The 24,574-nt window shown below is 69.5% G+C and carries 31 protein-coding genes; 17 read left to right on the forward strand and 14 right to left on the reverse strand.

Annotated features, from left to right (window positions below):
- Nucleotides 1–2: 2 nt before the first annotated feature.
- The 7 genes from ACIQF0_RS02805 to ACIQF0_RS02835 are packed head-to-tail and all read left to right on the forward strand — an operon-like array spanning nt 3 to nt 5,236.
- Complete coding sequence (locus tag ACIQF0_RS02805; RefSeq protein WP_093588364.1) at nt 3–179, forward strand: MbtH family protein; 177 nt, start codon at nt 3–5, stop codon at nt 177–179.
- Nucleotides 176–403 carry an acyl carrier protein gene (locus tag ACIQF0_RS02810; RefSeq protein WP_319973562.1) on the forward strand — a complete coding sequence of 76 codons (228 nt, stop codon included), beginning with the start codon at nt 176–178 and terminating at the stop codon, nt 401–403. The genes ACIQF0_RS02805 and ACIQF0_RS02810 overlap by 4 nt, the downstream gene beginning before the upstream one ends.
- Nucleotides 403–1,704, forward strand: coding sequence for a hypothetical protein (locus ACIQF0_RS02815; protein ID WP_401023762.1), 1,302 nt, complete (start codon nt 403–405; stop codon nt 1,702–1,704). The genes ACIQF0_RS02810 and ACIQF0_RS02815 overlap by 1 nt, the downstream gene beginning before the upstream one ends.
- Nucleotides 1,701–2,717, forward strand: a complete 1,017-nt coding sequence (locus ACIQF0_RS02820) for a 3-oxoacyl-ACP synthase III family protein (RefSeq protein ID WP_401023764.1) — start codon at nt 1,701–1,703, stop codon at nt 2,715–2,717. Before ACIQF0_RS02815 ends, ACIQF0_RS02820 begins: the two co-directional genes overlap by 4 nt.
- Before the next feature lie 14 nt (nt 2,718–2,731).
- On the forward strand, nt 2,732–4,585 hold the full coding sequence (locus ACIQF0_RS02825; RefSeq protein WP_401023766.1) for an HAD-IIIC family phosphatase: 1,854 nt from the start codon (nt 2,732–2,734) through the stop codon (nt 4,583–4,585).
- Complete coding sequence (locus tag ACIQF0_RS02830; protein ID WP_093588359.1) at nt 4,578–4,823, forward strand: acyl carrier protein; 246 nt, start codon at nt 4,578–4,580, stop codon at nt 4,821–4,823. Before ACIQF0_RS02825 ends, ACIQF0_RS02830 begins: the two co-directional genes overlap by 8 nt.
- On the forward strand, nt 4,820–5,236 hold the full coding sequence (locus ACIQF0_RS02835) for a VOC family protein (protein WP_093588358.1): 417 nt from the start codon (nt 4,820–4,822) through the stop codon (nt 5,234–5,236). The genes ACIQF0_RS02830 and ACIQF0_RS02835 overlap by 4 nt, the downstream gene beginning before the upstream one ends.
- On the opposite strand, the gene map is transcribed toward ACIQF0_RS02835, so the two are convergent.
- A complete protein-coding gene (gene map, locus ACIQF0_RS02840) occupies nt 5,218–6,045 on the reverse strand; it encodes a type I methionyl aminopeptidase (RefSeq protein WP_360030883.1) in 828 nt (275 codons plus the stop codon). The genes ACIQF0_RS02835 and map overlap by 19 nt on opposite strands.
- A 123-nt stretch (nt 6,046–6,168) precedes the next feature.
- On the opposite strand from map, the gene ACIQF0_RS02845 reads away from it, so the two are divergent.
- The gene (locus ACIQF0_RS02845) at nt 6,169–6,723 is read left to right on the forward strand and encodes an EF-hand domain-containing protein (RefSeq protein WP_360030881.1); all 555 of its coding nucleotides are present in this window, start codon (nt 6,169–6,171) and stop codon (nt 6,721–6,723) included.
- Nucleotides 6,724–7,155: 432 nt separating this feature from the next.
- On the opposite strand, the gene ACIQF0_RS02850 is transcribed toward ACIQF0_RS02845, so the two are convergent.
- On the reverse strand, nt 7,156–7,980 hold the full coding sequence (locus tag ACIQF0_RS02850; protein ID WP_401023769.1) for an alpha/beta fold hydrolase: 825 nt from the start codon (nt 7,978–7,980) through the stop codon (nt 7,156–7,158).
- A 172-nt stretch (nt 7,981–8,152) separates the two neighbouring features.
- Here ACIQF0_RS02850 and ACIQF0_RS02855 point away from each other — a divergent pair, with 172 nt between their 5' ends.
- From ACIQF0_RS02855 to ACIQF0_RS02870, 4 genes are read left to right on the forward strand one after another with little or no spacing between them, the layout of a single operon-like run.
- Nucleotides 8,153–8,692, forward strand: coding sequence for a hypothetical protein (locus tag ACIQF0_RS02855; protein WP_401023771.1), 540 nt, complete (start codon nt 8,153–8,155; stop codon nt 8,690–8,692).
- A 9-nt stretch (nt 8,693–8,701) separates the two neighbouring features.
- Nucleotides 8,702–9,172 carry a MarR family winged helix-turn-helix transcriptional regulator gene (locus ACIQF0_RS02860; protein ID WP_401023772.1) on the forward strand — a complete coding sequence of 157 codons (471 nt, stop codon included), beginning with the start codon at nt 8,702–8,704 and terminating at the stop codon, nt 9,170–9,172.
- Nucleotides 9,173–9,211: 39 nt separating this feature from the next.
- Entirely contained in the window at nt 9,212–9,502 is a 291-nt protein-coding gene (locus tag ACIQF0_RS02865) for an antibiotic biosynthesis monooxygenase (protein ID WP_401023774.1), read from the forward strand.
- Complete coding sequence (locus ACIQF0_RS02870) at nt 9,499–10,353, forward strand: alpha/beta hydrolase family protein (RefSeq protein ID WP_401023776.1); 855 nt, start codon at nt 9,499–9,501, stop codon at nt 10,351–10,353. The genes ACIQF0_RS02865 and ACIQF0_RS02870 overlap by 4 nt, the downstream gene beginning before the upstream one ends.
- A 3-nt stretch (nt 10,354–10,356) precedes the next feature.
- Here ACIQF0_RS02870 and ACIQF0_RS02875 read toward each other — a convergent pair whose 3' ends face one another.
- Nucleotides 10,357–10,914 carry a hypothetical protein gene (locus tag ACIQF0_RS02875; protein WP_401023777.1) on the reverse strand — a complete coding sequence of 186 codons (558 nt, stop codon included), beginning with the start codon at nt 10,912–10,914 and terminating at the stop codon, nt 10,357–10,359.
- A 28-nt stretch (nt 10,915–10,942) separates the two neighbouring features.
- Here ACIQF0_RS02875 and ACIQF0_RS02880 point away from each other — a divergent pair, with 28 nt between their 5' ends.
- Entirely contained in the window at nt 10,943–11,350 is a 408-nt protein-coding gene (locus ACIQF0_RS02880; protein WP_401023779.1) for a winged helix-turn-helix transcriptional regulator, read from the forward strand.
- 47 nt (nt 11,351–11,397) lie between these two features.
- Here ACIQF0_RS02880 and ACIQF0_RS02885 read toward each other — a convergent pair whose 3' ends face one another.
- On the reverse strand, nt 11,398–12,873 hold the full coding sequence (locus ACIQF0_RS02885; RefSeq protein ID WP_401023781.1) for a tannase/feruloyl esterase family alpha/beta hydrolase: 1,476 nt from the start codon (nt 12,871–12,873) through the stop codon (nt 11,398–11,400).
- 93 nt (nt 12,874–12,966) lie between these two features.
- On the opposite strand from ACIQF0_RS02885, the gene ACIQF0_RS02890 reads away from it, so the two are divergent.
- Nucleotides 12,967–14,490, forward strand: coding sequence for a serine/threonine-protein kinase (locus ACIQF0_RS02890; protein ID WP_401023783.1), 1,524 nt, complete (start codon nt 12,967–12,969; stop codon nt 14,488–14,490).
- Here the strand turns inward: ACIQF0_RS02890 and ACIQF0_RS02895 are convergent.
- A complete protein-coding gene (locus ACIQF0_RS02895; protein WP_382444937.1) occupies nt 14,487–14,681 on the reverse strand; it encodes a ferredoxin in 195 nt (64 codons plus the stop codon). The two genes, ACIQF0_RS02890 and ACIQF0_RS02895, sit on opposite strands and share 4 nt — an antisense overlap.
- Nucleotides 14,682–14,684: 3 nt before the next feature.
- On the reverse strand, nt 14,685–15,893 hold the full coding sequence (locus ACIQF0_RS02900) for a cytochrome P450 (protein WP_401023785.1): 1,209 nt from the start codon (nt 15,891–15,893) through the stop codon (nt 14,685–14,687).
- Between the two features lie 74 nt (nt 15,894–15,967).
- On the opposite strand from ACIQF0_RS02900, the gene ACIQF0_RS02905 reads away from it, so the two are divergent.
- Nucleotides 15,968–16,606 carry a TetR family transcriptional regulator gene (locus ACIQF0_RS02905; RefSeq protein ID WP_401023787.1) on the forward strand — a complete coding sequence of 213 codons (639 nt, stop codon included), beginning with the start codon at nt 15,968–15,970 and terminating at the stop codon, nt 16,604–16,606.
- On the opposite strand, the gene ACIQF0_RS02910 is transcribed toward ACIQF0_RS02905, so the two are convergent.
- Both ACIQF0_RS02910 and ACIQF0_RS02915 read right to left on the reverse strand, forming a co-directional pair.
- On the reverse strand, nt 16,607–16,906 hold the full coding sequence (locus ACIQF0_RS02910; RefSeq protein WP_401023789.1) for a hypothetical protein: 300 nt from the start codon (nt 16,904–16,906) through the stop codon (nt 16,607–16,609). It abuts the gene before it with no gap.
- A 2-nt stretch (nt 16,907–16,908) separates the two neighbouring features.
- On the reverse strand, nt 16,909–17,223 hold the full coding sequence (locus ACIQF0_RS02915) for a hypothetical protein (RefSeq protein ID WP_401023791.1): 315 nt from the start codon (nt 17,221–17,223) through the stop codon (nt 16,909–16,911).
- A 91-nt stretch (nt 17,224–17,314) separates the two neighbouring features.
- On the opposite strand from ACIQF0_RS02915, the gene ACIQF0_RS02920 reads away from it, so the two are divergent.
- Both ACIQF0_RS02920 and ACIQF0_RS02925 read left to right on the forward strand, forming a co-directional pair.
- Nucleotides 17,315–17,530 (forward strand): hypothetical protein, encoded by a 216-nt coding sequence (locus ACIQF0_RS02920; RefSeq protein WP_401023792.1) that lies wholly within the window; start codon nt 17,315–17,317, stop codon nt 17,528–17,530.
- Entirely contained in the window at nt 17,509–18,372 is an 864-nt protein-coding gene (locus ACIQF0_RS02925; protein ID WP_401023794.1) for an aminoglycoside phosphotransferase family protein, read from the forward strand. The genes ACIQF0_RS02920 and ACIQF0_RS02925 overlap by 22 nt, the downstream gene beginning before the upstream one ends.
- Here the strand turns inward: ACIQF0_RS02925 and ACIQF0_RS02930 are convergent.
- Genes ACIQF0_RS02930 through cysD form a run of 6 tightly spaced genes read right to left on the reverse strand, consistent with a single transcriptional unit; the run spans nt 18,362 to nt 24,511 of the window.
- Nucleotides 18,362–18,814 (reverse strand): SRPBCC family protein, encoded by a 453-nt coding sequence (locus ACIQF0_RS02930; RefSeq protein ID WP_401023795.1) that lies wholly within the window; start codon nt 18,812–18,814, stop codon nt 18,362–18,364. The genes ACIQF0_RS02925 and ACIQF0_RS02930 overlap by 11 nt on opposite strands.
- Nucleotides 18,811–19,590: an SDR family oxidoreductase gene (locus ACIQF0_RS02935; protein ID WP_401023796.1), complete on the reverse strand. Its 780-nt coding sequence runs from the start codon at nt 19,588–19,590 to the stop codon at nt 18,811–18,813. Before ACIQF0_RS02935 ends, ACIQF0_RS02930 begins: the two co-directional genes overlap by 4 nt.
- Nucleotides 19,590–20,738, reverse strand: a complete 1,149-nt coding sequence (locus ACIQF0_RS02940) for a sulfotransferase family protein (RefSeq protein ID WP_401023798.1) — start codon at nt 20,736–20,738, stop codon at nt 19,590–19,592. Before ACIQF0_RS02940 ends, ACIQF0_RS02935 begins: the two co-directional genes overlap by 1 nt.
- Nucleotides 20,735–21,790, reverse strand: a complete 1,056-nt coding sequence (locus ACIQF0_RS02945; protein ID WP_401023799.1) for a DUF1214 domain-containing protein — start codon at nt 21,788–21,790, stop codon at nt 20,735–20,737. Before ACIQF0_RS02945 ends, ACIQF0_RS02940 begins: the two co-directional genes overlap by 4 nt.
- Before the next feature lie 58 nt (nt 21,791–21,848).
- Nucleotides 21,849–23,624 carry an adenylyl-sulfate kinase gene (cysC, locus tag ACIQF0_RS02950; RefSeq protein ID WP_401023801.1) on the reverse strand — a complete coding sequence of 592 codons (1,776 nt, stop codon included), beginning with the start codon at nt 23,622–23,624 and terminating at the stop codon, nt 21,849–21,851.
- On the reverse strand, nt 23,624–24,511 hold the full coding sequence (cysD, locus tag ACIQF0_RS02955) for a sulfate adenylyltransferase subunit CysD (RefSeq protein ID WP_401023802.1): 888 nt from the start codon (nt 24,509–24,511) through the stop codon (nt 23,624–23,626). Before cysD ends, cysC begins: the two co-directional genes overlap by 1 nt.
- Nucleotides 24,512–24,574: the final 63 nt, after the last annotated feature.

Consider the following 24,574-nt stretch of genomic DNA (forward strand, 5'->3'; position numbering starts at 1 on the left):
ACATGACTCATCGAGTCGTCATCAACGACGAAGAGCAGTACTCGCTCTGGCCCGCGCACAAGGACAACGCGCCGGGATGGCGTGACGCCGGGGTCAGCGGCACCAAGGACGAGTGCCTGGCGCACATCGGTCGCGTGTGGACGGACATGCGCCCGCTCAGCCTGAGAGGACGGTCATGACGTTCACCGATGTGGTGGCCGGAGCGCTGGACGTCGATCCCGCGCACGTCACCGACGACGCCGGCCAGGACACGCTGGCGAGCTGGACCAGCATGCGGCACATCCAGCTGATCGTGATGCTGGAGGAGGCCTACGGGCTCTCGTTCGACTACGAGGAGATCGCCGACGCGCGCACCGTCCGGGACGTCCGGGAAGTGCTGCGGGCCAAGGGGGTCGAGGTCTGATGGACGTGCGTCTGCGCTGGCAGGAGATCGCGAAGACCGACGTCCGCCCTGTCGTGAGCGTGGGGCTGCTGGCGAGCTACACGATCGACCCGCTGATGCCGTACGTCGGCGTCGCACTGCACGACGCCGGATTGCCGGTCTCGTTCAGCACCGCGCCGTTCAACCAGATCGTGCGGCAGTGCCTGGACGACACGTCGGCGATGGCACTGGCGAGGCCGGACGTGCTCGTCGTGGCTCCCCGGTTCGAGGAACTGGGTGACGAGCTGCAGACCGCGGTCGACGCCGCGCTGTCGGCGGCACGGCGCTGGAAGTCTTTCCTGGTCGTCGTGCTGCCCGCGGTGCCGGAGGAACGGGCGTTCGGGCACCTCGACGACGGGCGGGCCGCGGGCACGGCCGCCGCGGCCCACGAGGCCAGGGAAGCGATCCGGGCCGAGCTGGCAGGCCGGCCGGACGCCTGGGTGGTGGACGCCGAGCAGGCGATCCGCACGGTCGGCACGGACAAGGCCCACCACGCCGCGATGTTCAAGTTCGCCAAGATCCCGTACACCGAGGCGGTGTTCGGTGAGCTGGCAGCTCAGCTCGCCGGCGTGCTCCGGGCCGTGTACGGACTGACGCCGCGGGTCGTCGTGGTGGACCAGGACTCGGTCGCCGCGTTCGCCGAGCCGGTGAACCTGCTGCGCGAGTCCGGCGCCAGGGTGGTGGTGCGGACGGGCACGGAGGAGGTCGCGGCACTGGCCGTGGCGGCGGGTGTTCCCGCCGAGGCCGCGGTCCTGCTGCGGCTGGACGCCAAGCCCGACGCGTGGCGGGGCGAGCTCGTCCGGTCCGGGCTGCTGGACCGGCTCCCCGTCCCGTCCACCGCCGTCCAGCGCGTTCGGCGCACCACCAGGGAGACGGTCTCGCTGGACGACTTCATGGCTGGCCTGAACGTCGAGGTCGACCTCCAGCCCGTGGGACCCGACTCGGCGGCCAAGGTCGTCGAGGTCGTGTCCAGGGCCAAGGACTTCACGCTCGGCACCGAGAAGCTCGACCTGTCCGAGGACCGCGAGGTGTTCGCGGTGCGCGTCAGCGACAAGTTCGGCTCGTACGGCGTCAGCGGTGCCGTTGGCATCACCCGTGACGGCGTCGTGGACGTGTTCTCGCTGTCCTGCGTCGTGCTCGGCAAGGGAGTCGAGGACGTCGTGCTCCAGCGCCTGCGCGAGGTCCACGGCGACATCGCGTTCCGGCACCGCCGCACCCCGCACAACCAGATCACCGCCGGATTCCTGACGGACGCCGGGGCCAGAATCGAGGAGATCCCGTGACCGTCCACTTCGGAATCCTGTCGCTCGGCCACGTGCTCGGCGATCCCGTCGACGTGGCGTCCGCCGCCGGCGGCTACACCGACGATGTCGACCGCGTGCTGGGTTGGGGCTACCGGACGTTCCACCGCGCGAAGGACGGCGTCGGGCTCACCGACCTGGCCGCCGAGGCCGGTGCGAAGGCGCTGAGCAACGCGGGCGTGCAGCCGCACGAGGTCGACCTGATCGTGCTCGCGATGTCCGACCTGTCCGAGCACCTGTACTGGGACGCCGCGGGCGCCACCCAGGCCAAGATCGGCGCGCACGGGTCGGAGAACGTGCTGCTGACCCAGGCGTGCGGCGGGGGAGTGGCCGCGTTCGACGTCGTGGCCGGCAAGTTCGCCACGCACCCGGACTACCGCACGGCGCTGATCATCGGCGCCAACCGGGTGTGCGAGCCGTACTGGAACCGCATGGAGATCAACACCAGCATCTTCTCCGACGGCGCCGCGGCGGCCGTGGTCCAGCGAGACCACCCGCGCAACCGGTGGCTGAACACCGAGATCATCAGCGACGGCCGGTACGCCGACTTCATGATGATGGACGTCGGTGCCGCGGCCAATCCGTACGCCGGACAGCAGGACGTGGGCGTGAAGAGCCCGCAGAAGAGGCTCGAGGAGTTCTTCGCGGGCGACATCCGCAAGATGTTCGAGTTCGTCTCGACGATCCGCACGAACAACCACGAGGTCGTGCGCCGGGCCTGCAAGCGGGCCGGCATCACGCCCGGCGACCTGCGCAAGCTCCTGCACCTGCACGACAGCGTGCCGGCGATGACGTTGCTGGCCAAGGACCTCGACCAGGGTCCTGAGTGGACGAACACCGAGGTGTCCCAGACGTACGGGCACGTCGGGTGCGCCGACCAGCTGATGTCGCTGGAGCACTACCTCACGACGGAGGAGCTCACCGAGGGCGACGTCGTGGCACTGACCAGCACGGCCAGCGGCATGCACTGGCTGTGCACGCTTCTGGCGATCTGAGGGGGAGAAACACCGTGGAGACCAAAGAGATCCTGGCGCGGATCCGCCAGTTGACCAAGCCCGACGCGGCCGCCGATCCGGCTCTGTTGAACGATCTCCAGCAGTTGACGGACATTCCGGCGTTGCTGGAAGCCGGACGGCTGCTCGCGAAGGTACCGGCGGGCCTGCTCGGCGAGCTCAAGCCGGTGAAGATCGCGATCACCGGCACGTTCACCGCGTCCGGGGTCGCGCCGCTGCTGCGGGTCGCGTTGCTGGGCAAGGGCATCGTGCCGGAGATCCACGTGTCCGGCTTCGACCAGCTGGCCGTCGACCTGAGCAGCCCCGACTCGCCGCTGGCGTCGTTCGCACCGCAGGTGACCCTGTGCCTGCTGCACGACGACTGGTTCGTCCCGGCGGAATGGGACGACGTGGAGTCGTTCGACAACAACGTCCGCGGCCGCTGGTCGATGTTCGACAACCTGGTCCGCTCCTTCACCGAACGCTCCGGCAGCGCTGTTCTCGTGCACACCGTGCCGTTGTCGCCGGTGGAGATGCGCGGCGTTGTGGCGTTCGACGGCAGGGCCGCTCTGGGCAGGGCCTGGCGCGACCTGAACAGCGACCTGCTCGGCATGGCCCTGCGCCACGACCAGGTGCACGCGCTGGACCTGGAGGCGTACCTGGTCGACGCCCCGGCCCGGCTGCGCGACGAACGGCTGTACCGGTTCGCCAGCGCGGCCTGGACTCCCGAGGTCGAGCAGGTCTACGCCGCGGAGGCCGCGAACTTCTGCCGCGCGTTCCTCGGCCTGGCCAAGAAGGTCCTGGTGCTCGACCTGGACAACACGCTGTGGGGCGGTGTCGTCGGCGACGACGGCCCGAGCGGCATCCAGATCGGCCCGATGTACCCGGGCAACGCGTTCCGCGAGATGCAGCGCCGGGCCGTGCAGCTCCGCAAGCAGGGCGTCGTTCTGGCGCTGGCCAGCAAGAACGAGGCCACGATCGTCGACGAGGTCCTGAACGACCACCCGGACATGGTGATCCGCCCCGCCGACATCGCGGCGAGCGCGGTCGACTGGCAGCCCAAGGACCACAACATCCGCGGGCTCGCGAGCCGCCTCAACCTCGGCCTGGACAGCTTCGTCTTCGCCGACGACAGCACGTTCGAGACGCAGCTCGTCCGCGGCTCCATCCCCGAGGTCACCGTCGTGCACCTCAACGGCGACCCGGCCGACCACGTGACGGCGTTGCAGCGCAACGGTTCGTTCGACGTCCTGACCACCACGGCGACCGATCGCGACCGCACCCAGCTCTACAAGGCCCGTGCCGAACGCACCGAGTTCGCCGGCTCGTTCAGCTCGGTGCAGGACTACCTGCGCAGCCTGGAGATCCAGGTCTCGGTCCGAGAGGCCGACGAGTTCAGCCTGCCCCGGCTGGTCCAGCTCGGTCAGCGCACCAACCAGTTCAACATGATCGGCACCTCGCACGCCGAGTCCCGCACTCGCGAGATGGCCGCGTCCGAGGACCACGTCGTGCTGGTCTTCGAGGTCGCGGACCGGTTCGGTGCCGAGGGAATCGTCGGCGGCGTCTGGGTGTCGAAGCACCACGACCACTGGCTCGTCGAGAACTTCGTGATGAGCTGCCGGGTCTTCACCCGCGGCGTCGAACACACCGTCGTGCAGCACATCGCCGACCGCGCCGCGTCCTCGGGTGCCCTGCGGCTGGAGGCCGACTTCACGGCCACTGACCGCAACAAGGCCGCGGCCGCGTTCTACCCGGAAGCCGGCTTCGAACGCCTGGCGGAAGGCCGTTTCGCACTGCCGCTGCAGCCGCGGCCGCAGATCAGTCCTGAGTGGACGAACCTCGTCGTGGAAAGGGATTCGGCCGATGTCTGAGGTTTTCGTGGAGGTCGCGGACCTCGTGGGCCAGGTGACGGACCTGCCGGCCGAGGACATCTCGGCCGACGCCCGGTTCGACGCGCTCGCCAACTGGACCAGCTACGACGCGTTGCGCCTGCTCACGGGCATCGAGCAGAAGTTCGCTGTGCGCCTGGACCTGCAGGAGTACTTCGCGATCAAGGACGTCGGCAGCCTCGTCGCCGCCGTGTCGAGCGCACAGGAGAAGTCGGGATGATCCTGCGCATCGACCACGTCGGCGTGGTCACCAACGACATCAAGGCCGCCGCGTCCGGCATGGGCCTGATGGACCTGAAGTGCACCTACGAGGACGACGTCGACGTCTACGGCGTGGCGACCTCGTTCTGGCAGTGCCCCGGCGACACCACGTCGATCGAACTGGTCGCCCCGGTGCGCCCCGACGCCGCCGTCCACGGACACCTCGCGCGGCTCGGCCCAGGCCTGAACCACGTGGCGTTCGAGGTGGACGACATCGACGCGGACCTCGCGGCACTGCAGGACCGCGGCGCGATCCTGGTCGACGAGAAGCCGTGCCAGGGCGGACGGCCCGGGCTGCGAGTCGCGTTCGCGCACCTCGGGCCGTCGACGGGCCTGCTGGTGGAGCTCGTCGACTACGGCAACCGCGCCTGAGTCGACTCGGAGGCCTCGGGCTCGGCCTGAGGCCTCAGCTCGCTCTTGCGGCGGGTCAGCACCAACGGCCCGTCCTCGGTGATCGCGACGGTGTGCTCGGAGTGCGCCGTCCGCGACCCGTCGGCCGAACGCAGCGTCCAGCCGTCCTCGTCGTAGATGATCTGGTCGGTCGTGGCGGCGAGCCACGGCTCGATCGCGATGGTCAGGCCGGGCTTGAGCTTCATGCCGTGCCGGCGGCGCCCGTTGTTGGCCACGTGCGGCGCCTCGTGCATGGTGCGCCCGATGCCGTGCCCGCCGAACTCCAGGTTGGGCGTGTACCCGAGCCCGGTGCAGACCTCGCCGATCGCCGCGGAGATGTCCCCGATGCGGTTGCCGACCTGCGCCACCTCGATGGCGGCCGCGAGGGCCACCTCGGTGGCCTTGACCAGCCGAAGGTCCTCCTCGCGGGGCGTGCCGACGACCACGGTCAGCGCCGAGTCGGCCGCCCACCCGTCAACGGTGACGGCGATGTCCATGGTCAGCACGTCACCGTCCTCCAGCACGTAGCTCTTGGGCAACCCGTGCAGCACGGCGTCATTGACGGCCAGGCAGGTCACGTTGCGGAACGGCCCACGTCCGAACGACGGCGAGTAGTCCCAGTAACAGGACACGGCGCCGCGCTCCTCGATCATGTGACGCGCGTGGTGCTCGAGGTCGAGCAGGTTCACACCCACCGCGGCCCTGGCGGAGAGCTCGTCGAGCACCTCCGCGATGAACTGGCCGGTGACATGCATGCGCTCGATCTCCGCGGGCGACTTGAGCTCGATCAACGTGTTCCTCCATCAGCGGGTGCCGGTATAACTATACCGGCTTCGCGGAACCGGCTGAACAACACCACCCAGGAGGGGGACGCGCGTTGCGCCGGCGGCCCGGCGTCACCACAGTGCCTGGTCATGAAGCAGGTGTTGCAGCACAGGATCGACTCGACCTTCGCCCACTACGACGTCAACCGCAACGGCGTCATCGAACTAGCGGACATCTACGCCCTGGCCAACCGCCTGCTCCAGGCATACGGCGAACCGGCATCGTCAGAACGGGGCCGCGAACTCATCGAGGCCTACGACCGCTTCTGGGAGATGCTGGCCGACCACTGCGACACCGACCGGGACGGCCGAATCGGCCCCGAGGAGTACCGCGAGGCCATGATCGAGGCGTTCGTGGAGGGCGGCCCGATCGCCATGGACTTCCTCGAGGTCGTCCAGTCCCTCCTGGTCATCATGGACACGAACGGCGACGGCCGCGTGGACTCCGCCGAGTTCGGCGTGCTGCTGAAGGCGCGCGGCCTGGCCGAGGCCGACTGCCTGACGGCGTTCACGCACCTGGACACCGACGGTGACGGCGCCATCAGCGTGCAGGAGTACGTCACCGCCGTCCAGGACTACTACACGAACCCGGCGGAGGGCACGCCCGGCAGCTGGCTGTACCCGAAGGCGTTGCAGCGCATCTGACGGCCCGCACGGCAGGTGACGCCCGCACGCTGCCACCTGCACTCGCCAGCGCAAGGCGACCACGTACGAAGGCCCGGCGCGCGGTGCCACCAGGAAGCCGGCAACGCAAGGCAACCACGTACGAGTCCTGGCGTGGCGATGCGAAGCGAGCCGTCTGAACCTAGAGCGCTGGGTAGCGGTGAGCCCCGCTCATGGCGATTGGGGCTTGACCTTGAGGGGCTGGGTGCCACCCTCGTGGGCTCGGCCGGGGCGCTTTGAACCCCGGCTTGTGAGGCCGACTACGCGCCCAGCTAGAGGCTCAAGGTCAAGCCCCAATCGCAACCCCGCACTTCGTCACTACCCGCGCGCCCACCTTCGCAAGGCGACCTCTCGTACGGAACGCGACCAACCCCGCTGGAACAGGAACGGCCCGCACAACGCGACCACCCGCGATCAGGACCGGATGAACTCCAGCAGGTCAGCGTTGATCACGTCCGCGTGCGTGGTCGGCATCCCGTGCGGGAACCCCTCATAAACCTTCAACGTCCCGTTCTTCAACAACGGCGCCGACAACAACGCGGAATCGGCGATCGGCACGATCTGATCGTCATCCCCGTGCATCACCAGCACAGGCACGGTGATCCTCCGCAGATCCTCCGTGAAGTCAGTCTGCGAGAACGCGACAATCCCCTCGTAATGGGCAAGCGCGGACCCCATCATCCCCTGCCGCCACCAGTTCCGGATCAACCCCTCACGGGCCGAAACCCCATCGCGGTTGAACCCGTAGAACGGCCCGGACGGCAGCGCCAGGTAGAACTCCGAGCGGTTCGCGGCCAACTGGGCCTGCAGCCCCTCGAACACGGAGAGAGGCAGCCCGCCGGGATTGGCGGGGGTCTGCACCATCAACGGCGGCACGGCGGCGAGCAGCGCCGCCTTCGCCACGCGGGACTCGCCGTGCTGGGCGATGTAGTGCACGACCTCGCCGCCGCCCGTCGAGTGTCCGATGTGGACGGCGTCGTGCAGGTCGAGGTGTTCGGTCAGCGCGGCCAGGTCGGCGGCGTAGTGGTCCATGTCGTGGCCGGTGGCGACGTGGGACGAACGGCCGTGGCCGCGGCGGTCGTGCGCGATGACCCGGAAGCCCTGCCGCACGAAGAACAGCATCTGGGCGTCCCAGTCGTCCGACGACAGCGGCCAGCCGTGGCTGAACACGATCGGCTGTCCGGTGCCCCAGTCCTGGTAGAAGATCTCGACGCCGTCGGGGGTGGTGATCGTGGGCATGTCGTTTCTCCGTCCTGTGTCGCCTTCGGAAGCTACTCCTCAATGTAGTAAGATATAGTGACTATCACTATAAATTACTAGTTGGGGGCGTGATGATCACCACGCTCGACCACGAGGCGGTCTTCGAGCAGGCCTGGGTCACGGCCGGTGCCACGACGGCGGACCTGCCCCGGTGCGGGTCAACGAGGTGCTGCGCGAGCGTTATGTGGTGTCTCCGCCGTTCGAGTACACGGGCGCGCGGCTCTGGGACATGGAGGTTCGCAAGGCCAAGGCGCCGGACCTGTTCATCCCGACCGTGGTCCTGCCGGGTGCCGAGAAGCTCCCGAGCGTCTGGCGCGGCCGGGTCGAGGAGTTCACGCGGGTGTCCGAACAACGCCTCTGGGTCGACAGGGCGAGCGCGGCGCTGATCATCGAGCACGTGCGGCTCGACCACGAGAACCGCCGCGCGTTCTTCGTGGGCGACGCGCGGTTCGAGGCTCCGGACGGCCGCGTGTTCACGGCGGGGACCGGGCAGCCGATCTTCCACGTCGAGCACTCGGTGGGCGGTGGTGGGGAGGATCCGCTGAACCTGTGGCGGATCGTGAACCTGACCGAAGGGCGGGACCCCGCGCTCATGGCCGCGTTCGACGAGCTGGCCCACGACCGTTACCTGCGGATCTTCATCGAGGTCCATCTCAGGGAGGTCCTCGGGCGCGAACTGGTCCGTCGCTAGGGTGTTCCGATGGTCACCCGCGCGGAACGCAACGCCTCGAACCCCGATCTGGGAGTCCTGTCGGGCCGGCTGCTGTTCGCGGTGCAGCGCGAACTCTTCCAGACCCTCGCCGAGCTGGGGTTCGGCGACCTGAAGCACCGTCACGGCGCCGTGCTGGCCTACCTGGACCCGGACGGGGTGCGCGCGACGGACCTCGCGCAGCTTTCCGGGCAGCACAAGCAGATCATCGGCACGCTGATCGACGAGTTGGAGACGCTCGGCTACGTCGAACGGCGGCCGGACCCGAGCGACCGCAGGGCGAAGCTGATCTGCCCGACCGGCCGCGGCCTCGCGCAGATGCAGGCGGCGGACCACATCATGGCCGCCATGCAGGAACGGCACGCCGAACGTGTCGGCAAGGGCGAGTACACGCGCTTCAAGCGAATGCTCGTCGACATCACCGAACACCAGCGCCTGGTGGGTCGGTCCTCACAGGACTGACTTCTGGATTTAGTCATGAATCATGACTATCATGAGTTCATGACTACTTCGGTCGAACTGACCCGCTTCCGCGTCGCGCCCGAGAAGGTCGAGGCGCTGCTCGCCGCCCGGCCGGCGATGATCGCCGACTTCGAGGCCGACCGAGAGGGATTCCTCGGTGCCCGGCTCGTGCGGCTGCCCGGCGACGAATGGCTCGACATCGTCGAATGGCGTTCCTCGGAGGACTACGCCGCGTCCAGCGAGAAGGGCCCGAACCTGCCCGGCATCAAGGCGTTCTTCGACGCGATCGACGCGCTCGTCATGGCAGAGGAAGGCGAGCTCTCCGCATGAGCATCCCGAGGGCTCAGAGGATCGCTTACGGCACCGAACCGTCCCAGCACGGCATGCTGCACCTGCCGTCCGGTGATGGCCCGTTCCCCGTCGTGGTGATGATCCACGGCGGCTGGTGGGCCGCGATGTGGGACGACACGGCCGTGCAGCCGCTGATCGCCGACCTCGTCGACCAGGGCTGCGCGGTGTGGAGCATCGAGTACCGCCGCGTCGGCGAGCCCGGTGGCGGCTGGCCCGGCACGTTCGAGGACGTCGCCCGTGCCGTAGACCTGGTGACGGAACTGAAAGCGCCCCTGGACCTGCAACGGGTGGCCGTCGTGGGGCACTCGGCCGGTGGTCACCTCGCGACGTGGACCGCGCACCGGGCCACCCTTCCCGACGGCGTCGTCGGCGCGCGTCCCCGAGTTCGGCTGGTGGGCGCGGTGTCGATCGCCGGCGTGCTCGACCTGGTCTCCGCCGACAACGCCCGGCTCGGCACCGAACTCGCCGACCTCGACGGCGAGCCCCCCAGCGGTGCGCCCGGCCCGTCCGAGCCCGACGCCTGGCCGATCGTGGCGGCCGCGGTCGGGAACGGCATGACGCGGCTGCTGCTCGGGGCCTCGGCGGTGGAGGACCCCGGTCTGTACGCCGTCACGTCGCCGGTGGAGATGGCGGACGGCGGCGTGCCGGTGCTCGCGATCCACGGTGCCGCGGACGAGGTGATTCCGGCGGAGTTCAGCCGTACCTACGCGAAGTCGCACGCCCTGGCGGAGTTCGTGGAATCGCCCGGAGGCGACCACTTCAGCGTCATCGAACCCGACGGCCACGCGTGGGCGGTGGCGCGGAAGTGGCTGGGGGAGAAGCTCGTCTGAAGATCAGATCCGGCGGTCGACCGCGATCCAGTTCGTCTCCCACGTCGTTCCGCCGTCGCCGGAGAAGGCCTGCTCGAACCGGGCCTTGTCCTGGCCCTGGCGGAAGACGAGGAAGCGCACCTTGATCGGTCGGCCGCCGAGCTGGTCGTCGCCGTAGAACTCGCCCGCGCCGTCGCGGAACCCGCCGAACACCGCCGGGGTCAGCAGCCCGTCGCGCAGGCTGACGAAGCTCAGGCTCCACCGGTTCGCCTGCGGTTCGAACAGCCGCAGGTTCATGCCCTCGATCCGGCCGCTGTCGCCCGCGATCTTGAGCTCGACGACGTTCGCCCGCCGGTCCATGAGGGGACGCACGAGGCTGGTGCCGGTGAACTGGAGCCATTCGTCGGGAGATTCCGACAGCGGTTCGGCGAGCACGCGCACGCTGGTGCGCCAGTTGCCGATCTCCCAGTCGAAGTCGCGCTGGCCGTCGGCGGCCTGGGTCTCGGAGGCGGACGCGGTCGTGCCGGCCACCATCAGGAACGACAGGACCGCGATCAGGATTCGCTTGTGTGGCAAGGTCATGGCCTGACTATCCGAGCGGAGTGCGGCCATGGACAAGAAGGCACCTGCGGGTAACCTCTCGCGCCCCAACCCGTTGCCCGGCTGTCCGATGGCCGCCGCTTTCGCCGCGATCGGCGGGAAGTGGAAGCTGACCCTGCTCTACTGGCTCGCCCACGGGGAGTCCCACTTCGCCGGACTGCGCCGCCGCGGCGCGCCCATCACGCCCAAGGTGCTGGCCGAGCAACTGCGTGAGCTCGAAGCCGACGGACTCGTCGAACGCGTGGAGACCGGACCGGTTCCGGCACCGGTCATCTACCGGCTCACGCCTTACGGGGAAACGGTTCTGCCCGTCGTCGAAGGAGTCCGGGTGTGGGGCGAGGCGCATCTCGTGCGCACTCACGGCGAAGCTGCGCCGACCGACGCGATGAGCTGCGGTGGTTCGCTCGGAGGTCGATGACGCCCAGGGACGACGGAGAAACTCCGCCGTCCCTGGCCGACCGGTGCTCAGACGCAGAGGTAGCTGGAAGCCGCCTTCGGGTCGCCGTGGACGTACCGCGAGGTCCGCGGGTACGGGCACAGGTTGCGGGTCGAGTCGGCCGTGGCGGCGGTCAGCGTCGCGGGAGCCTTGCCGCGTTCGACCCAGTCGACCAACTGCCCCAGGGCGTTCGTGGGCTGCGGGCCGTTGCCGCCGAAGCAGTGGTCGACACCGGGTGCGGTGAACAGGCGGTAGAAGTCGTTCACGTACCCCATCCGCCGCTCGACCGCGTCGCGGTACTTCAGCGTGCCGCCGGGCGGGATCAGCTGGTCGTTGGTGCCGACGAACGTGATCAGCTTGCCGCCCGAGCGCCGGAACGCGGACAGGTCGGGGTCCGAGGTGCCGATGACGCCGTCGAACTCGCGGACCGACTGCCGGAACAGGTCGCGGTACTGGGCGTAGCTGAGCTTCGAGGTGTCGAAACCGGGCTGCTCGAGCAGGAAGCTCTGCACCCACTGCGCGGCCACGGGGAAACCGGGGCCGGGGAAGCCGGGAATCGTGCCCGCCAGCCACACCGGGTCGGCGCCCTTCGGCAGACCAGGCCAGAGGCTGCGGCCGCGTTCGTCGGTGGGGCCGTCCCAGATCTTGCGCATGACGTCGGCGTCGGCCTTGGACACCGTGACCTCGTTGCCCTCGCACAGGATCTTCGCGCCGACGAGCTGACGCGGATCGTAGCCGCACCGGTCCGGGCGGTCGACGATGCCGTTCGTGACACCGTCCTGCGCGTCGCACGCCTCGACGGCGGCCTTGCGGAACGCCTCCAGCACGCAGTTGCCGACGACGTGCTCGTCGTTGCCCTGCACGACCTGCGGCCACAGCGTCGCGACGGCGAACTGGGACCAGTTCACGGCCGGGGCGTTGGCGAGGACGCCGTCGTAGTCGTCCGGGAACCGCTGCGCCTCCGCGTAACCCTGGCGGCCGCCGGTCGAGCAGCCGTTCCAGTAGGAGTAGCTGACCGAACGCTGGTAGTGCTTGCGCACCACCTGCTTCGCGATCACGGCCGCCTCGTGCACCGAACGCGTGGCGAAGTTGGTGAGCAGCGTGCGGTCGATCTCGCCGTTCTTGAGCGCCCAGCTGGTGTTCAGGCCGTCCAGCACACCCGCGTCGGTCGTCACGGCCGCGTAGCCGTCCTTCACGGCCTGGGCGAACGGCGCTCCGGTGTCACCCGCGGCGTAAGCGCTGCCGCCGACGCCCTGCAGCCGGCCGGTCCAGCCGGTCAGCGGGAGACCGACGACGACCTTCACGTGGTCGTCGGCGTGCGTGAGCGTCACGGTGATCTCGCAGTGCTCGGGACGGCTCACGGCGTCCACGGACTCGATCTTCGCACCGGCCGGGGCGGTGACCGCGACCGTCGTGCAGTTCGGGGTGCTCGCCGACGCCGGCGCGAGTGGCGCCAGCCCGGTCAGGAGCAGCGTTGTTGCCAACAGCTTCGTCAGTCGTCTCACGCCGCGCGACGTTAAGCGGGGCCTTCAGCCCGTCGCGCCCGTCAGGTGACGCTGCTCGTGTACGTCACTGGACCGGGTGAAAGACTGCCGCGCATGCGCGAGGTGGGCAACAGACGCTACCGGCTGGAACGTGAGCTGGGCCGGGGTGGCATGGGGGCCGTGTGGCTCGGAAAGGACACCGTCCTCGGCCGCGACGTCGCCGTGAAGGAACTGCTGCTGCCCGTGGGCGTACCGGCCGAGGAACGCGCCGTGTACCAGGAACGCGTGCTGCGCGAGGCACGCATCGCCTCGCAACTTCAGGACCCGGCGGTCGTCACCGTCTACGACCTCATCTCCGAGGACGACCAGACGTTCATCGTGATGGAGCTGATCAACGCTCCGACGCTGGAGTCCCTGGTCGAGAGCTCCGGACCGCTCAGCGCCCGCGCGGCGGCGACGCTCGCGGGCCAGCTGCTGAACGCGCTGGAGGCGGCGCACGGATCCGGCGTCGTGCACCGGGACGTCAAGCCCGGCAACGTGATGGTGCCCGGCAGGGGCACCGCGAAGCTCACCGACTTCGGCATCGCCCAGTCCGTGGACGATCCCCGGCTGACGGCGACCGGCACGCTGATCGGTTCGCCCGCCTACATGTCCCCGGAACGCCTGGCGGGCGGCGAGGCCTCGCCCGCCTGGGACCTGTGGGCGCTGGGGGCGACGCTGTTCTTCGCGGTGGAGGGCCGCGGCGCGTTCGACCGCGCGACCACCTCGGCGACGATCCTCGCGGTGATGAGCGAACGCCCGGTGCCCAGGGTCGCGGGCCCGCTCGGCGAGCTGATCACCGGCCTGATGGAACCCGACCCCGCCCGCAGACTCGGTGTCGCGCAGGCACATCGGCTGATCGAACGAGCGCTCACCGCCGGGGAGCCGACCCCGGCCGTGGACGGTCCGACGCTGAGGGTGCAGGTCCCGCCTCCTCCGCCCACGTCCGGCCCGGTGGTCATCGGCCAGTTCGCCCCGGCTCCGTCCATCTACGTTCCCCCACGCCGGAAACGCCCGGTAGCACTGATCTTCTCGGCGACGCTGATCCCGCTGTTCCTCATCGGCGCGCTGGTCCTGTTGTACTTCACCGTGTTCAAGCCGATGTTCACGAACATGGGCCTGGGCGTGACCGACGGCCCCGCGAGCACCGCCGCGATGCAGCCCGTCCTGACCCTCGGCCCGGACGGCGACATCAAGGGCGACAACCTGATGGCGTTCCGCAACTCGTGCCTGACCTGGCTGCCCGCCAAGGACGCCCCGAAGATCCAGACCAAGGATCGCGTGGGCTGCTACGCCGAGCACGACGTCGAACTGCTCGACACCGTGCTCGCCAGCACCGAGATCGAGAAGGACGTGGCGTACCCCGGTGCCGAGCAGCTCACCAAGACCGGCGGCACCGGGTGCACGCGCACGTTCCTGTCGGCCAAGGTCGGCGGTCAGGACAAGGAGAAGACCCTGCGGTACTGGGTCATCATCCCGACCGCCGAGGCCTGGAAGGTCAAGACGGAGAACGGGTACCGCAGTTCCAGCCGTCTCATCTACTGCTTCGTGGGCAAGGCGGACGGCTCGAAGCTGACCGAGCCGCTCATGAAGGACTAGTCCTCCACCGCGATCGCCGACGCCGGGCACACGGCCGCCGCGTGCCGGACGTCGGCCAGGCGCTCCGCCGGCGGGCTGGCGTCCAGCAGGTCCACCAGACCGTCGTCGTCGCGCTGGTCGAACACGTCGTCGGCGGCCAGCACGCACTGCCCGGCACCGACGCACTTCCCCTGATCCACCACTACCTTCACGGCCTACCTCCAGGTGATGGGCAGCTCGGCGACGCCACCGGTGAGCGTCGCGCGGACCTGCAGCTGGTCGAGGTCCTTGGCGAGCCTCATCGACGGCAGGCGCTTGGCCAGCGCGGCGAACACCACGCGCAGTTCGGTGCGGGCCAGGGAGGCGCCGATGCAGAAGTGGGCGCCGTGGCCGAAGCCGAGGTGTGTCCTTTCCGGACGGTCCGGGTTGAACTCCTCGGCCTCGGAGTACACCGAGGCGTCGCGGTTGGCCGCGTTGACCGAGATGACCAGCGCGTCACCGGCCTTGATGGTCACGCCCGCGATGTCGACGTCCTCCTTCGCGTACCGCAGCAGGCCGAGGTCGCCGGGCGCGCCGAGGCGCATGACCTCCTCGACCACCGCGTCGACGCGGCCGTCCGGGTCGGCGACGAGCGCGTCCCAGCGAGAACGGTCGGTGAGCAGGAACAGCACGCCGAGGCCGATGCGGTTGACGGTGGTCTCGTGGCCCGCGAACAGCAGGCCGACGCAGAGGCGGACCATCTGCACGTAGTCGAACGACGGGTCCTCGGCCTGGGCGCGGACCAGGTCGGAGATCACGTCCTCACCGAGGTTCCCGCGCTTGCCCTCGACGAGCCCGACCATGTAGCGGAAGAACTCCTCGCGCGCCTCGTGGGCCGCCTCGCCGATCTCGGTGCTCGCCATGCGCTCGGACAGCGACGCGAACAGCTCGTTGTCCTCCTCCGGCACGCCGAGCAGCCCGCAGATCATCGCGACGGGCAACGGGAACGCGAGGCCGCGGTGCAGGTCGACCACGCCGGTCATCTCGTGCTCGGCGGTCAGCTGGTCGATGCAGCCGTCGACCAGCCTCTCCATGTTCTCGCCCAGCATCCGCATCCGCTTGGCCGAGAACGCCGGAGTCAGCAGACGGCGCATGCGCGTGTGGTCGGCCTCCTCCGTCGCGTACTCGCCCGTCGGACCGTCCTGCACCGCGGAGGTCGAGATGCGGGACGCCTTCTCCGGTTCCGGGTGCGACCGGCCGAAGCGCTTGTCTCCCAGCAGGAGGCGGACCTCCTCGTACCGCGTCACGAGCCAGGCGGGGTCGCCGGCCGGTGTCGTCACGGGCGCGATCGGCGCCTCGCGTCGCAGCACCTCGTAGAGCGGAGCGAGATCGAGGACGTTCGGCCTGGCCAGCGGCAGCTTCAGGCGCTCTGCGTCAATGCTCATGCACCGACCGTAGCGCTTATTGGCAGATGGTGCCAATAAATGTTCCCGGCCGGGTGACGTGCTTAAATCGCCCGATGACGGACGTTGTGACAGAAAAGCCTCGCCGGGGCAGGCCGCCGGTCAGCGACGAGCAGCGTCAACGTCAGCGCCTCGACATCTCACGCCACGCGGTCCGCCTCTTCGCCGACCAGGGCGTCGCCGCCACGTCCGGCGAGCAGATCGCGCAGGCCGCGGGCGTCTCCGAACGCACGTTCTGGCGCTACTTCCCGCACAAGGAGAGCTGCGTCGAACCGCTGCTCACCAAGATGGTCGACGCCTTCTGCGCGGTGCTGCACGACTGGCCGCGCGAGCTCGAACTGATCGACCACCTGCGCGAGGCCTACAGCCCGTTGCTGGACGCGGCCACCGACGAGGACATCGAGGCCGTGCTCGCCGTCGTGCGGCTCACCCACGGCGAACGGGCGTTGCGCGCCGCCTACCTGATGCTGCGCGAACGGGCGGAGGACGCGCTCGCGGAGGTGCTCGCCGTGCGCGCGGGCATGCCGCGTGACGCCATCGAGGTCCGCGTGCAGGCCGCCGCCATGAGCGCGGTGCTCAAGATCGCCACGGACGACGTCGCGACGGCCGCGGCCGACGGCGTCACCAGGGAGACGCTGGACGGGCACCGCGAGCAGATCGCCACCGCGCTGCGCGGCCTGTCACGGATGCTCTAACTAGTCCGGGAAGCCCCAGTAGATCAACGCCACGAGCGCGACGAGGAGCCCGAGCCCGGCCAGACCGGCCAGCAGCATCCCGGAACCCGCGGGGCGCCACGGCACGGGTGCGGCCCGCTTGACGACCGGGCCGGCGATCGCGGAGCCGAGCGCGATGCAGAAGAACGCGACGAGGTACTCGGGTCCCTGCCAGCCGAGCGGCAGCAGCGCGTTGGTCACGAGCGCGGCGAACGTCAGCACGAGTAGCGCGGCCGTGGCGGTGAACCCGGCCAACGCGACGAGACGGCCGCCGTCACGCACGGCTACACCGAGAGGTTCGAGAGAGCCCACACGAACACCACGATCAGCGTGATGACGACGACCACGCCGACCGTGCCGGCCAGCGCCAGTCCCGTTCCGGCCGAACGCCACGGAGCGGGCGCGGCCACCTTCACGACGAGACCCGCGATGGCGGACCCGAGCGCGATCCAGACGAACGAGTACGCGTATTCGCCGCCCTGCCAGCCGAACGATTCCAGGGCGTCGGTCTGGAAGGCGACGACGGTCAGCACGAGCAGCACGGCGGTGGTGGCGAACCCGGCCAGAGCGGCGAGGCGGCCACGGTCGATTTCGGTCACACGTCGAGAGTGCCGAGGGTTCCCGCGGCAGGCATCGGTACAACTACTCACCTAGGACCAGGCCCGGCCCCGTAGCTCGGGCCGCGGTCCGATGACCAGCGACTTCGTGTTCCCGACGGTGCGGGACAGGAGAGTTCTCGCGCTGGTCGCCGGCCCGGTCGTCCTGCCGGCGGATTCCCCTGACGATGTCGGCAGGAGCGCTCGTGGGTGTGGTGCTCTGATGTCCGTGCTGGACGGGGAAATGGCGGTCGTCCTGTTCGGCTGGTGGGCGGTAGCGTCGGGCCGGTGGAAGATCAGGCGGACATGACGGCGCGGCTGGCACGGCGGTTCGGGCCGGAGGTCGCCGGCTGGTGCGCGGACGTGCCGGCGCTGGTGGAGCGGGTGAGCGCGCGGTGGGGGCTCGTGCCGGGGGAGGCGCTGGAACCCGGTGCGGTGTCGGTGGTGCTGCGGTGCCGGTGGCACGACGGCACGCCGGCGGTGCTGAAGCTCAGCCCGGACGCGGAGTTGCTGGCCGCCCAGAGCGAAATGCTCGCGCTGTTCGCCTCCTCGGGACGGGTTCCGGCGGTGCTGGCCGCCGAGGGCGACGCCGTCGTGCTCGAAGAGGTGCTGCCGGGCACGCTCGCCGAGGACCTGCCGTTCGCCTCGCTGCCCGGCCGGTGGGCCGATCTGCTGGCGGCGTTGCACGGTGTGCCCGCGCGGCCGGTGGGGTTGTTGCGCGACCGGTGCGAGGAGTCCTTCGCGCGGATCGGGCGGCGGCTGGCCGAACCGGTGGTCGGGGCGCGGATCAGCCAGGCTCTTTGGGACAGGGCAAAAGCTCGGTGCGAGAAGCTGCTCGACACGGACACGTCGCCGGTGTTGCTGCACGGCGATCTGCACCCGGGCAACGTGCTCGACGGCGGGGAACGCGGCCTGATGGCCATCGATCCCAAGGCGTGCCTGGGTGATCCGTGCTTCGACGTGGTCGATCTGGTGGTGGCCGGCGCCGGGCAGGAGGGAGTGCGAGCCCGGTGTGAGGCCGTGGCGACCGCGTGCGGGCTCGACGGAGATCGGTTGTTCGCCTGGAGTCAGGCGATCGCGCCGATGCTCGCCATCGCGCACCTCGCCCACAGCGGTGACGAGGCGGCGATCGACGAGCTGCTCACACTCTGAGCAGCGACACGACCCGGTCGCGCAACGCGTGGGCGACGGAGTCGAAGCCGTTCTTCACGTACGTCCGCTGCGCCTCGAAGACCGCGTCGGCGTACCTGCCGGTGAACGTCTCGAAGGTGCGGTAGCTGCACCGCCGCGGCCCGAGCGGCGTGATCAGCTGGTCCCGCGTGCCGAGCAGGCCGGGGAACGTGTCGCCGGTGTCGTAGCGCAGCAACCGGGGCGGCTCGACCTCGCGGACGTACTCGCGGCTGATGAACGTCCCCTCGCCGCCGTCGGGACGGGGCAGCGTGAGGTCGATCGGCGAGTCGATCTCCAGCGTCGTGGCGACCGCCAGCGTGTAGGGATTCCACTGTGGATAGTGCGGGTAGTCGAGCAGTACTTCCCACACGAAGGAGGCAGGCGCGTCGATCTCGACGACCACGGATTCGATGAGGTGGGTCATGCCGGCATGTACTCCCCGCCGTTGACGTCGAGCACGGCACCGGTGACCTCGGAAGCGTGCCGGGACAACAGGTACAGCACCGCTCCGGCGCACGCGTCGTCGGTCGGGATGCGGCCCAGCGGGTTGCGGGCGGCGATCTCGTCGTAGACGTCCTGCTCGGTGATCCCGCGCGCCTCGGCGGTGAACTTGAGGTAGAAGCGCACGCCCGGTCCGTCCAGCCAGCCCATCACGGCCTGGTTCGCGCGGATGCCGTGCTCGCCCAGTTCCAGTGCGAGGAACTGGGTCGCGGTCGCCATCGCGGCCTTCGCCACGGCGTAGCCACCCTCGCCGCGCATCGGTTTGCGGGTCGTCATCGTGCCCACGTTGACGATCGACCCGCGCCCGGCGGCCTTCATGTGCGGCACGACCGCGCGGGTCACGTTCAGCGCGCCGAACAGGATGATGTCCATCGACCGGCGGACCGCCTTCTCCGGCGTCTCCAGCAGGTCGAACCAGCCGGGGTGCCCGAACGCCGAGTTGACCAGGCCGGTGATGGTGCCGAACCGCGCCACGGCCGTCTCGACCAGTTCCGCCACCTGCTCCGGCCTGCGCACGTCGCACCGCACGCCGACGGCCTCGCCACCGGCGGCGACGATGTCCTTCTCCGCCTGCTTCATCACGTCGGCGGAACGGGCGGCCATCACGACCTTGGCGCCCTCGGCGGCGGCGCGGACGGCGAGCTTCGAACCCAGGCCGGGGCCGACGCCGGTGATCACCACGACCTCGTCTTGCAGCATCACAGGTAGACCTCCGAGTAGAAGGCGAAGTCACGGCGCAGCTGGTCCTCGGACAGCCCGAAGTCCTCTGGCGTGTAGGAGTGCGAGCCGTGCCGTTCGGTGCGGTTGCGCGCCAGGTAGGTCTCGAACGCCGCAGAGTCGGCGGGACCGGCCGGCAGGCCGAGCGCGTCCAGCACCTCGCGGGCGACTTCGAGCGGTTTGCTGACGGTGTCGGCGAACCGCACGTCCACGAACCGGTCCGGGCGCGCGGACCGGGCGGCGGCGAAGTCCCGCAACGTCTGGGCGAACCGGCGGGACCAGTACCGTCCAATTCGGACCGGATCGATGTTCTCGCTGTACTGCGAGGACATCGCGCGCACCATCGACGCGTACGACGGCACCGCGCTGACCGGTGAGCGGTGCGTCATCACGATCTTGCAGTCGGCGAACTCGTCCAGCACGGTGTCGACGGCGGTCAGGTGGTGCGGCGACTTGAGCACCCAGGGCAGGGAGCGAGAAGAGTTCTGCCACTGCAACACCTGCAACCACTCGCGCAGCTCGCGGTAGGCCGGGCGCTGGTCGGCGGACCGCAGCCAGTCGCCGTAGGAGGGCACCCAGTAGAACGAGTCGAAGCTCATCGACACGAACGTCCGGTCCAGCAGGATCACGTCCTCCTCCGGTCCGTCCCACACCACGGTGTGCAGGTCGCCGAAATCGGGGGAGAGCTGCGAGAACATCTCCATGCGTTCCTGCGCACGACGTTTGCGCTGCTCGGCGTCGGGGCTTTCGCCGGGGAACGGCAGCGGGTAGGCGACCTCCCACGACAGCGTGGACGTGACCTGGGGCGACGCCGCCAGCAGCCGGTGCAGCAGCGTGGAACCGGTGCGCGGCAGGCCGCAGATCTCGGCGGCCACCCGGACCTCGACGTCCAGCACCCCGGGGTTCGCCCGCTGCAACGCGCGCAGCCGCAACCGGTCGGACAGCAGCGCGGTCAGGCGGTGCCTGGTCAGTTCGAAACCAAGCGGGGACAACGCGGCCTCGGTGTTGAGGCTGCGCACGAGCACGTCCAGCGGCTCGCGGAACCAGTCGTCGCCGAAGTCCGTGAGCCCGGTCTTCGCGGACGCCTTCTCCAGCAGCTCCGGCACGTTCAGCGCGGTCGTGACCGTCATCGAACCTCCTCCAGGGGCACCACGCGGCACTTCGGGATCGGGTGGGCGCTCGCGCCGAGCCAGCGCAGCAACGCGGTGCCGGAACTGTGGCCGCAGGTGTCGATCCAGTTGCCGACACCGGGATCCTCGGCCGCGACCACGATCGTCAAGCGCCCCTCGGACAACGACGCCGTGTGCTTGTTGACCGTGATCCTGCGGCGGTGGTCGAGCGACTCCATCCACCAGTTGTCCAGCTGGAAGTTCCAGTACGGGCAGTCCGGCACGTCGGTCTCGATCACCCACGCCTCACCGGGCTCGAGCACCCAGTACCCGTGCAGGTAGAAGATCCCCGGATCGCCGCCGGCCCGCTGGAACATCTCCTGGCCGAAGTCGGGCAGTTCGTTGGGACGCGCCATGAACGTGCGCGTCCAGTGCGCGAACGTCGCCGCGGTGCCGTGCACCGACAAAGCCGCCCGCTGCAACGCTTTCGCCAGGAACTCGGGCGTCAGCGCGGCCGGTTCGGCCGGGCCGCCGAGCTGCTCGATGTGCCACTGACCGGGAACCTCGGTGCTCCGGTCGAGGTACGTCTGGCGCACCACCAGGCCGGTCGAGTCGGGGGCGAGCGGTAACCAGTTCCCGTCCTGGGGAGAAGCGCTCGCGATGATCTCCACGGTGCCGTCCGGCGCGATCGTCAGGTCCGCGTCGGAGAGCTCGCCGGTCGACGCCATCGTGCCGTCCTTGGCGTACCGGTTGGCCTTCGAGCCGATGCTGAAGTACGCGATGCTGCCGCGCGTCCCGGTGATCCGGTACGTGCGGTCGCCGCGGACGTTCGCGGACAGGTAGACGTTGTCCGGGTTGTCCGCGCCGATCTTCACGAGGTCGAGCTCGTGGAAGCGCGGGAAGTCGGGATCGGCGTTGTCCAGGCAGGAGTAGAGCATCTCGCGGGTGAGCCGCGCGAGGTACCGGTAGCCCTCCGCGCGGTCGAGCGGAGTGTCCGGTGCCTGGTCGGAGAGGATCACCTCACCGGCCTTCTCCAACGCCCGGCAGAACTGGGACCACGCCTGATCCGGCACGACTTCCTCCCGAATTTAGAACGTGTTCTAGCTGAACGTACACGATTTTGGACAACGTTCAACAGACGCCGAGCGCACGAAGCCGGGCCACCACGGCGTCGGCCGCCGCCTGCGGGCTCAACGTCGTCGTGTCGAGCCGGACCTCGGGGTCCACTGGCGGTTCGTAGGGGGAGTCGATGCCGGTGAAGTTCGCCAGCTCACCCCTGCGGGCCTTGCGGTACAGGCCTTTCGGGTCGCGCTGCTCCGCCACCGCCAGCGGTGTGTCGACGAAGATCTCGCAGAACTCGTCCCCGCCGACGAGTTCCCGTGCCAGTGCCCGCTCGGCCAGGAACGGCGAGATGAACGAGACCAGCACGATCAGCCCCGCGTCGACCATCAGCGCGGCGACCTCGGCGATCCGCCGGATGTTCTCGACGCGGTCGGCGTCGGTGAACCCGAGGTCGGAGTTGAGGCCGTGCCGTACGTTGTCGCCGTCGAGCAGGAACGTGTGCCTGCCCTCGGCGTGCAGCGCCTTCTCGACCAGGTCCGCGATCGTGGACTTGCCCGCGCCGGACAACCCGGTCAGCCACACCACGCACGGCCGGTGCCCGTTGCGCGCGATCCGGGCCTGCTTGTCGACGGTGAGCGTCTGCCAGCGCACGTTCGACGGGCTCAGCGCGAAGTCGATCATCCCGGCGCCGACGGTGGCGTTGGACAGCCGGTCGAGCACGACGAACGAGCCGAGATCGCGGTTCGCCCGATAGCTCTCGAACGGCACGGGCGCGTCGAAGTGCACGGTGTCGACGCCGATCTCGTTGAGCCCCAACGCCTTGGACGCGGTGAACCCGACCGTGCGCGCGCCGATCTTCGCCAGGTACTGCCGGCCGGGCAGCAACCCGTTCTCGTGCAGCCAGACCAGTCGCGCCTGGAACGAGTCCGCGGTGCCCGGTGGATCCTGCGCGGCGCCCAGGACGTCGCCCCGGCTCGCGTCCACGTCGTCCGCGAGCACGACGGTGACCGACGCTCCCGTCGGCGCCTCGTCCAGATCGCCGTCCATCGTGACGATCCGGGCCACGGTGGTGGTCCGGTTGCCGAGACGGACAGTCTCGTCTCGCCGGAGAGTCCCGCCCAGCACGCGCCCGGACAGACCGCGGAACGTCGCGTCGGGCCGGTTGACCCACTGCACGAGGAACCGCGACGGACCGGCCCGTCGCGCACGGGGCTCGACCGTCTCCAGCCACTGCACCAGGGTCGGCCCGTCGTACCACGGCGTCAGTTCGCTGCGCCCGACCACGTTGACGCCCTCAGTCGCCGACATCGGCACGCAGGTGATCTCGTCGAAGTCCAGCTCCCCGGCCAACTCCGCGAACGACGCGCTGACCTCGTCGAACACGTCCTGCGAGTAGCCGAGGAGGTCGAGCTTGTTCACCGCCACCACGACGTGCCGGACTCCGAGCAACGAAGCGATGCGCGCGTGCCGGCGCGTCTGACTGAGCACGCCCTTGCGCGCGTCGAGCAGGATCACCGCGGCATCGGCGGTCGACGCGCCGGTGACCATGTTGCGGGTGTACTGCTCGTGTCCCGGGGTGTCCGCGACGATGAACCGCCGCGCCTCGGTCGCGAAGAACCGGTAGGCGACGTCGATCGTGATGCCCTGCTCGCGTTCGGCGGCCAGACCGTCGACCAGCAGCGCGAAGTCCAGCTCACCGCCGCGTGTGCCGACCCGCCGTGAATCCGCCTCCAGCGCCGCGAGGTGATCGGCGTACAGCAGCTTCGACTCGTACAGCAGGCGCCCGATCAGCGTGCTCTTCCCGTCGTCCACGCTGCCGCAGGTGATGAACCGCAGAAGCTCCATCAGAAGTACCCCTCCCGCTTCTTGCGCTCCATCGACCCGCTCTGGTCGTGGTCGATCACCCGTCCCTGCCGCTCCGAGGTCGTCGCGGTGCGCATCTCCTCGACGATCTCCGCGACCGTGCGGGCCTCGCTGCGCACCGCGCCCGTCAGCGGATAGCAGCCCAGCGTCCGGAACCGGACGAGTTCGTGGCGTGGTCGCGAGGTCAACGGCATCCGGTCGTCGTCGACCATGATCAGCGCGCCGTCGCGGTCGACCACGGGCCGCCGTGCCGCGAAGTACAGCGGCACAACGGGAATCCGCTCGCGTTCGACGTAACGCCACACGTCCAGCTCGGTCCAGTTCGACAGCGGGAACACCCTGATGCTCTCGCCGGGCGCGACCCGCGTGTTGTAGAGCCGCCACAGCTCGGGCCGCTGGTTCTTCGGGTCCCACTGGTGCTGCGCGGTGCGGAACGAGAACACCCTTTCCTTGGCGCGCGAGGCTTCCTCGTCGCGCCGGGCGCCACCGAACGCCACGTCGAACCGGTGCTCGTCCAGCGCCTGCCGCAGACCCTGGGTCTTCCACAGGTCGGTGTGCCGCGCGGAACCGTGGTCGAACGGGTTGATGCCCTGCGCCACGCAGTCCGGGTTGCGGTGCACGATCAGGTCCAGACCGAGCTCGGCGACCGTGGCGTCCCGGAACGCGATCATCTCCCGGAACTTCCACGTGGTGTCGACGTGCAGCAACGGGAACGGCGGCCTGGACGGGTAGAAGGCCTTGCGCGCCAGGTGAAGCAGCACCGAGCTGTCCTTGCCGATCGAGTACAGCAGCACCGGCCGCTCACCCTCCGCCACGGCCTCGCGGAAGATGTCGATGCTGTCGGCTTCCAACTGGTCGAGGTGGTCCACGCCCCGAGAGTAGCGACCAAACCGAACAACGTTCAATATGCTTCTGAACGTTGTTCAAAGTAA

The organism is Lentzea sp. NPDC092896 (assembly GCF_044754905.1).
In the GTDB taxonomy this organism is placed as follows: Bacteria; Actinomycetota; Actinomycetes; order Mycobacteriales; family Pseudonocardiaceae; genus Lentzea.

Coding starts and splice junctions, on each gene's coding strand:
- ACIQF0_RS02805 (WP_093588364.1), top strand. CDS start 3: ATGACTCATCGAGTCGTCATCAACGACGAAGAGCAGTACTCGCTCTGG.
- ACIQF0_RS02810 (WP_319973562.1), top strand. CDS start 176: ATGACGTTCACCGATGTGGTGGCCGGAGCGCTGGACGTCGATCCCGCG.
- ACIQF0_RS02815 (WP_401023762.1), top strand. CDS start 403: ATGGACGTGCGTCTGCGCTGGCAGGAGATCGCGAAGACCGACGTCCGC.
- ACIQF0_RS02830 (WP_093588359.1), top strand. CDS start 4,578: ATGTCTGAGGTTTTCGTGGAGGTCGCGGACCTCGTGGGCCAGGTGACG.
- ACIQF0_RS02835 (WP_093588358.1), top strand. CDS start 4,820: ATGATCCTGCGCATCGACCACGTCGGCGTGGTCACCAACGACATCAAG.
- ACIQF0_RS02845 (WP_360030881.1), top strand. CDS start 6,169: ATGAAGCAGGTGTTGCAGCACAGGATCGACTCGACCTTCGCCCACTAC.
- ACIQF0_RS02850 (WP_401023769.1), bottom strand. CDS start 7,980: ATGCCCACGATCACCACCCCCGACGGCGTCGAGATCTTCTACCAGGAC.
- ACIQF0_RS02860 (WP_401023772.1), top strand. CDS start 8,702: ATGGTCACCCGCGCGGAACGCAACGCCTCGAACCCCGATCTGGGAGTC.
- ACIQF0_RS02865 (WP_401023774.1), top strand. CDS start 9,212: ATGACTACTTCGGTCGAACTGACCCGCTTCCGCGTCGCGCCCGAGAAG.
- ACIQF0_RS02870 (WP_401023776.1), top strand. CDS start 9,499: ATGAGCATCCCGAGGGCTCAGAGGATCGCTTACGGCACCGAACCGTCC.
- ACIQF0_RS02875 (WP_401023777.1), bottom strand. CDS start 10,914: ATGACCTTGCCACACAAGCGAATCCTGATCGCGGTCCTGTCGTTCCTG.
- ACIQF0_RS02880 (WP_401023779.1), top strand. CDS start 10,943: ATGGACAAGAAGGCACCTGCGGGTAACCTCTCGCGCCCCAACCCGTTG.
- ACIQF0_RS02890 (WP_401023783.1), top strand. CDS start 12,967: ATGCGCGAGGTGGGCAACAGACGCTACCGGCTGGAACGTGAGCTGGGC.
- ACIQF0_RS02900 (WP_401023785.1), bottom strand. CDS start 15,893: ATGAGCATTGACGCAGAGCGCCTGAAGCTGCCGCTGGCCAGGCCGAAC.
- ACIQF0_RS02905 (WP_401023787.1), top strand. CDS start 15,968: ATGACGGACGTTGTGACAGAAAAGCCTCGCCGGGGCAGGCCGCCGGTC.
- ACIQF0_RS02920 (WP_401023792.1), top strand. CDS start 17,315: ATGACCAGCGACTTCGTGTTCCCGACGGTGCGGGACAGGAGAGTTCTC.
- ACIQF0_RS02930 (WP_401023795.1), bottom strand. CDS start 18,814: ATGACCCACCTCATCGAATCCGTGGTCGTCGAGATCGACGCGCCTGCC.
- ACIQF0_RS02935 (WP_401023796.1), bottom strand. CDS start 19,590: ATGCTGCAAGACGAGGTCGTGGTGATCACCGGCGTCGGCCCCGGCCTG.
- ACIQF0_RS02940 (WP_401023798.1), bottom strand. CDS start 20,738: ATGACGGTCACGACCGCGCTGAACGTGCCGGAGCTGCTGGAGAAGGCG.
- cysC (WP_401023801.1), bottom strand. CDS start 23,624: ATGGAGCTTCTGCGGTTCATCACCTGCGGCAGCGTGGACGACGGGAAG.